This window comes from Acinetobacter sp. YH12142 (genome assembly GCF_013418435.1).
Classification (GTDB): domain Bacteria; phylum Pseudomonadota; class Gammaproteobacteria; order Pseudomonadales; family Moraxellaceae; genus Acinetobacter; species Acinetobacter amyesii.
In genome coordinates this window covers 230,485-237,985 of sequence record NZ_VPCB01000006.1, presented here as the reverse complement: position 1 = coordinate 237,985, position 7,501 = coordinate 230,485, and the positions used below count along the sequence as shown (strand labels likewise).

The following is a 7,501-nucleotide window of genomic DNA, read 5'->3' as shown; positions in this document are numbered from 1 at the left end:
TGTTCCATTTTAGAGATTTGTTTAAGATAAGATATAACTCATTGAGATGTGTCATAGTATTCGTCGTTAGAAAACAATTATTGTGACATTATTTCAATGAGTTATCTATTTTTGTCGTGTACAGAGATGAAATGTATAAGTAACAAAAAAAATGAAATAATGTTTTTAGAGTGTGAAATACAAGCAATAAATCACCTATTAGAAGCTTGCTGATGGGTATCCCAATTGGCTTTGTTACATAAAGATTTCATAACCATATGATTTTAAAGGTTTTGATTGATTTTTAGTCTAAAATAAAATTCAATAAAATCAATTGCTTATTTATTTATGCAACAAAACCGATGGATATATAGAAATAAAATTTCTGTCTTTTTACTATTTTTGGTAGCCATAGCTAATGCTGCCATCAAAAAAGCCATAAGCTTCTCTACTACCACTAACTACCCAAAAGTTATTAACGTTCCAAACTCGCCAAATATCATTTTGATAATGAAATGAAAAAAGTTCTACGTGCCATATTTTGCTCCCTAAAGAATTACCGAAGTGCTAGAGTGATGACATGTAGCGACCACTAGTAGCGTTTGGTTTCCAAAATCCTAAAGGACCATGATCAGATTTATCAATTCTCTGATATAGCTCTAAATATTCATTTCCATAGTAATAACCATTACGGTCTTGCGTGGGAATTACAAAAATAGACTCATATTTTTTTACCCCATCTGCATAGCCAATTTCCCAAGGACACCATCTTGATTTAACAGAGTTTGGTGTTGCTAGAAAAAAGAAATAATCAGCTTCTTGAATTTTCTGTTGAATTTTAACTGCTGTTTCTCGATTAGGACTATCAGGCATAGAGTTATCTAGCCAATCAACATAAACATTAATGTTTTCATCTTTTAGTAACTGAATAAATCCTTTGATATATTGAGCATCAGTATGGCTATGGCATAAAAAGGCAGTCCTAGGCCTCTGATTAAGATTGTAGCTATTTGCGCTTCTACTAAAACGTGTAGAAATATTGGACAGTGTGTCTAGAGAAATAGCCATATGGTTCCTTTACGAATAAAATGAATTACAATAAAGGGAAATATCAAAAAATCAATAATATGAAATTGTATCGCGACATAATTAGACGCTAAATTAGGGCAGTAAATCTTTAGCATCCATTTTTAAAGCATTAAAGTAAATCACTGATAAAAATAACTCCTTTTTGTTTACTGCTAATTCAACAGTTTCTAGCCAATCTTTCTATTTTTATTCTGAAAACATTCCATAAGTCACGTCATATGGACATGTATCAAACCATTGAATTGTTTCGTTTTACTCAATTATTCATTTTGTCCATATGGACATGCTCTTGAATGGACAAAAATTTGAGTTTTGTCCATATCAAAAAATGATTTTTACTCAGTGCGATAGGATGAATTTTTATAAAAATGGACTGATCATGAGATATTTAAAATTTTGCCAAGCTAAAACCGAATAAAAAATCCAGACTCATTTATAAGCCAACCTCTGTATTTCTTCTTTATGCTGACTAATCACACGTTTTGCATGATGCAAAGCAATACGTCGAGTCGCTGCGTCATCGCTAAATTGCACAGGCAAAGCTTTTATTACTGGGCGAGGTATTCGTTCATTACTTTTAAAGTCTGCTAGTCTTTTCATTCTACTTACCCTATCAAATATCTACCACCCTTGGATGCTGCCATTATATTGATCTAAATATATTCTAAAAAGAGGCTAAAAAATTGCTACCTTAATAACGACATCTTTATATATCGTAACTTCTCTTATCCCCATAGCATTTCCCTTGCAAATCAAACACAATACTCTCAAATAAATTTGAGAGTCATCTACGTGATTACAGGCGAAATTAAAAGCAAAATTGACCAGATTTGGAATGCATTTTGGAGTGGCGGTATTTCCAATCCTTTAGAAGTCATGGAGCAAATGACTTATTTGCTATTTATTCGCCGACTGGATGAAATTCAGATCACCAAAGAAAAGAAAGCCAACCGTTTAAAGAAGCCTGTAGAACATCCAATTTTCACGCCTGAGCAAGACCATCTTCGTTGGTCAAAGTTTATTACTTTAGGCGATGCTGCAACACTATATAATACCGTTGCCAATGAAGTCTTTCCTTTCATTAAAAACTTAGGTGCAGAAGACGAAACCACCTATAGCCACCACATGAAAGATGCGCGTTTTACCATTCCTACGCCTGCGCTTTTAACCAAAGTGGTGGATTTGGTTGCCGATGTGCCAATGGATGATAAAGACACCAAGGGTGATATTTACGAGTATATGCTCGGTAAGATTGCCTCAGCAGGTCAAAATGGTCAGTTCCGTACGCCTCGCCATATCATCAAAATGATTGTGGAACTGATGCAGCCAAAACCAACGGATACCATTTGTGACCCTGCGTGTGGTACAGCGGGCTTCCTTGTTGCTGCAAGTGAATATTTAAATGAACATTACAGCACTGAGATTTTTGCCAATCCTGAAGCTGCAAAGCGTTTTAGTGAAGAAACTTTCTTTGGTTATGATTTTGATAGCACCATGCTTCGTATTGGTTCAATGAACATGATGCTGCACGGTGTTGAAAACCCACGAATTGAAAACCGTGATTCTTTGAGTGAAGCACATTCTCATATTGCTGAAAAATACAGTTTGATTCTAGCCAATCCTCCATTTGCAGGCAGTTTAGACAATGAAAGCTGTGCTAAGAATATTCAAGCTGTAGTCAAAACCAAAAAGACTGAATTGTTATTTTTAGCCTTGTTCTTACGTTTGTTAAAAACTGGTGGTCGTGCCGCGGTGATTGTGCCTGATGGTGTGTTATTTGGTTCATCTAAAGCGCATAAAGATTTACGTCAAAAGATTGTGGAAGAGCAAAAGCTTGAAGCAATTATTTCGATGCCTTCAGGTGTATTTAAGCCTTATGCTGGGGTTTCGACTGCGATTATGATTTTTACCAAAACCATGTCGGGCGGTACTGATAAAGTTTGGTTTTATGATATGCAGGCGGATGGTTATTCGCTTGATGATAAGCGTAACGAGCTAGATGCATCTAAGCATGAAAATAACAACATTCCTGACATCATTGCGCGTTTTAAAAACTTAGAGGGTGAAAAAGACCGTAAAGCCACAGAACAAAGCTTTATGGTGGATAAAGCTGATATTGCTGCCAATGGTTATGACTTGTCGATTAACCGTTATAAGGAAGTGGTGTATGAGCAAGTGGAATATGAAGCACCAAGTAAAATTTTGGCGGATTTAGAAGTGCTTGAGCAAGATATTTTAAAAGGAATGGCTGCGCTAAAGGAGTTGTTGAAATGACAGAGTTAGTCAAATTAGCAACTGTTACAGAAACAATTATGGGACAGGCTCCTTCAAGCCATGATTGTAATAAAGATGGCACAGGAACTCCTTTTGTGAAAGCAGGAGAATTTGGTTTATCTAGACCTGTGATAAAGGAATGGACAACTAACCCTTTAAAATTTGCTAAGTATGACGATGTTCTATTATGCGTGGTAGGAGCAACTTGTGGGAAAATTAATAAAGGTTTTGATGGAGCAATAGGCCGATCAGTGGCTGCCGTAAGAGCCAAACCTGAATTTATAGATAAAGATTATTTATATTATTTTCTACAAACTTGGTCTTTACGTTTAAGAGCAATGTCACAAGGTGCAGCTCAAACGGTTATCACAAGAGATATGATTGGGAATTTAGAAATCTATCTCCCACCACTTGAAGAACAACGCCGAATTGCCTCTATTTTAGATCAAGCGGATGAGCTACGCCAAAAACGTCAGCAAGCGATTGAAAAGTTAGATCAGCTTTTACAAGCCACCTTTATTGATATGTTTGGCGATCCTGTGAGTAATCCTAAAGGGTGGGATAAAGAGAAAATGGATACCCTTATGACGATTGTTCGTGGGGGGTCGCCAAGACCAATTGAAAATTTCTTAGGTGGTACTTATCCATGGATCAAAATTGGTGATGCTACTAAAGGTGATGACTTGTTTATTACCAAAACCAAAGAAGCAATTACTGAAGAAGGCTTACATAAAACAAGGTTATTACCAGAAGGAAGTGTAATCTTTGCAAATTGTGGAGTAAGTCTTGGATTTGCACGTATCTTAAAAATTCAAGGGTGTATTCACGATGGTTGGTTAGCATTCCAAGACATCAGTGAGGATAAAATACATAAATTATTTTTATTAAAGGCTCTTAATTCAATTACTCAATATTTTCGTGATACAGCTCCAGATGGGACTCAACCCAACCTAAATACAGCTATCATGAAAAATTTTGAATTAATTATCCCACCAATGGATTTACAACTTAAGTTTATAGACATAGTGGAATCCATTGTAAAGCAAAAGAAAATATTGGAAACTTCAAATATTGAGTTTGCTAATCTATTCGAATCATTACAAAACCAAGCATTTAACGGTACTTTATAAAATTTAATTTTAAAATATGAGGGAATATATACATGAGCAATTTTCAGTTTTTAGAAGCCGAAAAGCCTGTGTATATCCCCTCTAAAATCTACTTAAAATAAATATAAAAATTTGATAGCGAGACAAATCTTGTCTATCAAATGCATTATGCTAAACCAAGTTCAAGAAATAAGCATAAAACTATGAATACAAAAGAATCTTTCGTATCCCAATTTTTTCGGATTTTAAATGTCTTTCATGCTTTGCCAAGATCGCCAAATCACCATATTTCTATTGAAGATTTACTTGAAAGCCTAAAAACAACCTATGAACCATTTCATGCACCGCGTAAAACACTGCAACGTGATTTAAAGACATTAGATGAAATTTTGCATCGAGGTCATATAGATCAAGAGGCAGCAAGTGGTCGTCGTTCGGCTTGTTACCGCTTATCTTCAGATGCTCAACTCAATTTAAATAAAAAAAATATTATTCAAGATGAGTTTCAATCACTTGCAACTATTCATAGTTACAACTTTTTAAAACCTTATTTCCCAGAATCTTGGCAAAAGACACTCTCTCAACAGTTTGAACAAGCTCAAAAGGTTTTAGATCTAAAGAACAAAAATGTATGGCTGACAAAATTTGGCTGTGCGTTGGACGGGGCTTTTCAAACACATCTCAACCCAAAAAATGAAATTAAAGAACTTATTTTTAAGTGCATTCACCAAGATAATTCATGGTTAGAAATTTTATATCACCCTGAAGCTTTTGAAAGAGAAGCTACGCGCTATACGATCAAGCCACACGGGGTCATTGTGAGAGGCAGAAAGCAGTATCTCATCGCGTCTAAAATTAATCAAAATCGTAAAATCCAGATTCGTACTTTTACCATGCATCGAATTTTACATGCCGAACCAACGCCAGAAAGTTTAAGCATCGATATACAAGATATTGATATGCAAAAAGCCATTGAACAGTATGAGTTTGAAGGTTTCTACAATGATGATGATCAACCGAAAGAAATTCAGTTGAATTGCTCAAACGTCTTACTTTCTGAGCTGAAATTTTCAGAAATTCATCCATCACAGCAGATATGGAGTGATGATGCAGACACTTATTTTACCTTAACCGCTGAAATGCCGATTACTCAATCTTTTCTTGAATGGTTGGTGCAAAAGGCTCAATGGATTGAAGTGGAATACCCTGAGGACTTAAGAGAAGAAGTCAAAAATAGAATTATTGAAATGGCACAAAATTATGCACTTGAAGTCATAGATGATGATATTGAATGGCAAGAGGATGTTGAGGAAAATTTCGATGAAGAAAGTGCAATACAGACGCTTGAAAGTATTCTCGCTGAGCCAGAGGACGATAATGTAATAACCCTACATGATCTTTTCCCACAAGCTGTTGAATTTGTTAGTGAGAAAGAGATGATTAGCACAGCTGAACTGCAAAGAAAATTAATGATTTCTTATAACTCGGCTGCAAAAATCATAGATCAGCTGTTACATGTGGATTTTATACAAAAAAGTGAAAGTGCAGGCAAATACTCAGTTTTAATTAAAAAATAAGGAGAGATACATGGAAGATGCTCATGTGATACCACTAGATTTACAAACCGCTCAGAGTAGTTTAGAGCAATTTAAACAACTGATTGAGGCATTGCCTTTAGATCAGGAAGAAGATTCATTTATACCTTTAAGTATTTATCGGGCTGAAAATGCAATTCAAGCTTTTAAGAAGCTGCCTCTGACTAAAACACATCGCAAATCCTTTATTGAAATAATGGGGTTAAGCCATTTAGAAAATGTCAGCTCAAAGACCCTTGCATTTTTTATGGACAGCAAAGAAGAACATAACTTAAAAGACCTTGTAGTCAATGCGTTGTTTAGTGTTATGGGTGAAAGTTTTCCATATCAAATACATACGGAGAATATTGTTCTAGAAAAAAGGACTGAATTAGGTCGCATTGATCTTTGGGTGGAAACTGACGAATACATCCTCGTGATAGAAAATAAGATTCACCATCATGCAAATGATAATCCTTTTTCAGATTATGTTTCACATGCGCGTGCGAATAATCCTAAGGATAAAAAACTAAAATTTATTCTATTAGTCATTAAGGAACCAGAAGAAACGCCTGAAAATTATATCGTCATGACTCACTTTGACTTGTCCAAACATATTTTAAAAGAGCTTGGACAAAAGAGCTTACAGGCAGATCAATATTATCTTACCTACCTCATTGATTATATTTCAGCAATTGAAAAATTTAACCCACATTCGGAGTATGCAAAAATGCAAATGGACATCGTTAATTTTTATCGCAATAACCGTGAAATTTTAGAAAGTATTGAAGATGAAAAAAATAAAGAGTCGGTATATCAGTATTATGAACAAAAGGTTCGTGAAATTGTTGAGTTGTTAAAAGATCAAGAACTAGATTGTTTTTCAGATGCTGCTGAGTTTATAAAGCACGAAGATAACCTATCGTCTATAGGAGGCTCATTAAATAGTAATACGTTGCATACCACACAAGATGATTACCAATTAGAATTCGAGATTTATAAAAGTACAGCATACACCAATTTGTGGTGTCGTCGATTTAAAGCGAAATACATAAAAAAACAAGATTCACTTGAATTCCAAGCCTTTTTAAACAATGAGAATATTCCTTTTATTGAACAAGAGAATCATTATGATGTTCTCTTACTTGAAGAAAATGAATCTATTTCTGCTGAAGAATTTGTAGAAAAAGCTTACCCTATCATAAAAAAAATACTGAATAAAAGTGGTGTAGCTAACCATTAAAGTCCCCGATTTTTTAAAGGCAAATGAACTATACGGATTGTAAAGATCCGTATAGTACGTAGTTTAGCTTGAATGCACAGCTACAAACGGCTTTTAACGACTGCTCTCAGTAACCAGTATTTTATTTTTATAAAGTTATTATTGAAATTAACCTTATACTTTAGATAATTAGCCATTAAATCAAAAGGTTGATTCGGTTATAGTATGGAAATAAAGCATATTTAAAAATATTA

6 protein-coding genes are annotated in these 7,501 nt (G+C 34.7%); 4 read left to right on the top strand and 2 right to left on the bottom strand.

Translation table 11 applies throughout. The features are described 5' to 3' along the window. Positions 1 to 546 precede the first annotated feature (546 nt). Positions 547 to 1,047, bottom strand: coding sequence for a toll/interleukin-1 receptor domain-containing protein (locus FTU77_RS06820; protein WP_180055388.1), 501 nt, complete (start codon positions 1,045 to 1,047; stop codon positions 547 to 549). Between the two features lie 450 nt (positions 1,048 to 1,497). Continuing rightward, a complete protein-coding gene (locus FTU77_RS06815) occupies positions 1,498 to 1,668 on the bottom strand; it encodes a hypothetical protein (protein ID WP_180055387.1) in 171 nt (56 codons plus the stop codon). Positions 1,669 to 1,860: 192 nt separating this feature from the next. Between FTU77_RS06815 and FTU77_RS06810 the strand changes: the two genes are divergently transcribed. The 4 genes from FTU77_RS06810 (at position 1,861) to FTU77_RS06795 (ending at position 7,268) form a co-directional block, all read left to right on the top strand. Continuing rightward, the gene (locus tag FTU77_RS06810; RefSeq protein ID WP_180055386.1) at positions 1,861 to 3,342 is read left to right on the top strand and encodes a class I SAM-dependent DNA methyltransferase; all 1,482 of its coding nucleotides are present in this window, start codon (positions 1,861 to 1,863) and stop codon (positions 3,340 to 3,342) included. Continuing rightward, entirely contained in the window at positions 3,339 to 4,472 is a 1,134-nt protein-coding gene (locus tag FTU77_RS06805) for a restriction endonuclease subunit S (protein WP_180055385.1), read from the top strand. Before FTU77_RS06810 ends, FTU77_RS06805 begins: the two co-directional genes overlap by 4 nt. A 182-nt stretch (positions 4,473 to 4,654) precedes the next feature. Then, the gene (locus tag FTU77_RS06800; RefSeq protein WP_180055384.1) at positions 4,655 to 6,028 is read left to right on the top strand and encodes a WYL domain-containing protein; all 1,374 of its coding nucleotides are present in this window, start codon (positions 4,655 to 4,657) and stop codon (positions 6,026 to 6,028) included. A 10-nt stretch (positions 6,029 to 6,038) separates the two neighbouring features. Then, the gene (locus FTU77_RS06795; RefSeq protein ID WP_180055383.1) at positions 6,039 to 7,268 is read left to right on the top strand and encodes a PD-(D/E)XK nuclease family protein; all 1,230 of its coding nucleotides are present in this window, start codon (positions 6,039 to 6,041) and stop codon (positions 7,266 to 7,268) included. The last annotated feature ends 233 nt before the right edge of the window (positions 7,269 to 7,501 follow it).

Coding starts and splice junctions, on each gene's coding strand:
- FTU77_RS06820 (WP_180055388.1), bottom strand. CDS start 1,047: ATGGCTATTTCTCTAGACACACTGTCCAATATTTCTACACGTTTTAGT.
- FTU77_RS06815 (WP_180055387.1), bottom strand. CDS start 1,668: ATGAAAAGACTAGCAGACTTTAAAAGTAATGAACGAATACCTCGCCCA.
- FTU77_RS06805 (WP_180055385.1), top strand. CDS start 3,339: ATGACAGAGTTAGTCAAATTAGCAACTGTTACAGAAACAATTATGGGA.
- FTU77_RS06800 (WP_180055384.1), top strand. CDS start 4,655: ATGAATACAAAAGAATCTTTCGTATCCCAATTTTTTCGGATTTTAAAT.
- FTU77_RS06795 (WP_180055383.1), top strand. CDS start 6,039: ATGGAAGATGCTCATGTGATACCACTAGATTTACAAACCGCTCAGAGT.